At 64.9% G+C, this 1996-nt stretch carries 2 protein-coding genes; both read left to right on the top strand.

Features of this window, described 5'->3' with window-relative positions:
- A partial coding sequence (gcvT, locus tag AB4074_RS24680) for a glycine cleavage system aminomethyltransferase GcvT (RefSeq protein WP_441415731.1) occupies positions 1-1086 on the top strand: 1086 nt, incomplete at its 5' end.
- A 488-nt stretch (positions 1087-1574) separates the two neighbouring features.
- Positions 1575-1970, top strand: a complete 396-nt coding sequence (gene gcvH / locus AB4074_RS24685) for a glycine cleavage system protein GcvH (protein ID WP_441415732.1) — start codon at positions 1575-1577, stop codon at positions 1968-1970.
- Positions 1971-1996 lie beyond the last annotated feature (26 nt).

Raw genomic sequence — 1996 nt, forward strand, 5'->3', positions numbered from 1 at the left:
TTCGGTGGCTGGCAGATGCCCCTGAAGTACTCCTCCGAACTGGCCGAGCACCACGCCGTCCGCCAGTCCGCAGGCCTGTTCGACCTCTCCCACATGGGCGAAGTCTGGGTCACCGGCCCGGAAGCCGCGGCCTTCCTCGACTACGCCCTAGTCGGGAAGCTGTCGGCGATCGCGGTAGGCAAGGCCAAGTACTCGCTGATCTGCCAGGAAGACGGCGGCATCATCGATGACCTCATCACCTACCGCCGACCGTCTTCCGAGGACGGCAGCGACAAGTTCCTCGTGGTCCCCAACGCCGGCAACGCGCAGGTCGTGACGGCAGCCCTGGTCGAAAGGGCTGCCAACTTCGACGTCGTCGTCGAGGACGCCTCCGCGGCAACCTCCCTGATCGCCGTCCAGGGTCCCAAAGCGGAAGAAATCCTCCTCCGCTTGGTCCCGACGGAACAGCATTCGCTGGTCACCGAACTCAAGTACTACGCCGCCGTCGAGGTGCCCTTCACCTTTGCCGGGAAGGCCACGGAACTGCTGCTCGCCCGCACCGGCTACACAGGTGAGGACGGCTTCGAAATCTTCGTAGACAACGATGCCGCTGCCGCCCTGTGGCAAGCAATCGCGGCAGTTGCCCAGGACGGCGAGCTGATCCCCGCGGGCCTGGCTTCGCGTGACTCCCTCCGCCTCGAGGCAGGCATGCCGCTCTACGGCAACGAGCTCTCCCGTGAAGGGAACCCTTTCTCGGCAGGCCTGGGCCCCGTGGTTTCGCTCGCCAAGGAAAGCGACTTCGTGGGCCGTGCTGCCCTCGAAGCACTGAAGGCCGATGGCGCCGGTTCCACCAGCGGCCGGAAGCTGGTTGGCCTCAAGGGCCTGGGCCGCCGCGCCGGCCGCAGCGACTACCCGGTCCTCAAGGACGGCGTAGTGGTCGGCGAAGTCACCTCCGGCCAGCCCAGCCCGACCCTCGGCTACCCTGTGGCATTGGCGTATGTCGACGTCGAACACGCTGAGCCCGGCACGGCGCTGGACGTAGACCTGCGCGGCAAGCCCGAGCGGTTCGAAGTTGTCGCACTGCCGTTCTACAAGCGGGTCAAGTAGGTCGTCTCGCCTTGAGCCCGTCGGGTCCGACATCCTCTGCATGCTCGGTCGCGAAGACGCCCGCTGAGCGGACGTGTCGCTCCCTTAGACGCATGCTGCCGGATGCCGGCACCCGATGGGGCCGTCCCCGTCACCTTTGGTTATCGAACAGAAGGGCGAACCGTATGAAACCTCGGCTCACCCTTGGCGCCTGTGTTGCGGCACCTGTCGCGTTCGATCGCCCTAGATTTTGGATAATGGGCCACCTGCCGCGGCTTGGCTCGCGGGAACTGGATCGGCCCACGGGAAACCACGGGTCACCGACTAAACCCGAAAGGGCCAGCGTTCTTTTCCGGAACTCTTGGCCCCGAAAACTGAACTGGCGGAGGGCGGGTGACGGGATTCCGGCAGCGTGCGTCAAAGCGACGAAGGAGCAGCACGCCGAGGATGGCGGCCCCCGCCACCCAACCCGACCACAATTTGTTTTAGACCAACGCAAAGGAAAAAACATGGCAAAAGTTGCACCTGAACTCCAGTACTCCGACGAGCACGAGTGGGTTGCCCGCGACTCCGGCAACGCCGGATCGAACATTGTGTCCGTCGGTATCTCCGCCGTGGCCACCGATGCCCTCGGTGACATCGTGTATGTTGACTTGCCCGGGGTTGGTTCGGCTGTGATTGCGGGGGAGACCTGCGGGGAGGTGGAGTCCACGAAGTCCGTTTCGGACCTGTATTCCCCGGTGACGGGGGAGGTCACGGAAGTGAACTCCGCCGTCGTGGAGGATCCTGCCCTGATCAACAACGATCCGTACGGTGCGGGCTGGCTCTTCAAGGTGGCCGCCGAGTCGGACGGTCCGCTGCTTTCCGCGGAGGAATACGCTTCCAAGAATGGTGGCGAGCTGTGAGCGCCGCGACCGGGGCCGCAGGCACC

Source organism: Arthrobacter sp. 2MCAF14, assembly GCF_052115645.1.
In the GTDB taxonomy this organism is placed as follows: domain Bacteria; phylum Actinomycetota; class Actinomycetes; order Actinomycetales; family Micrococcaceae; genus Arthrobacter.

Bases quoted from the DNA above. Each gene is read 5' to 3' on its own strand.
- gcvH (WP_441415732.1), top strand. From the start codon at position 1,575: ATGGCAAAAGTTGCACCTGAACTCCAGTACTCCGACGAGCACGAGTGG.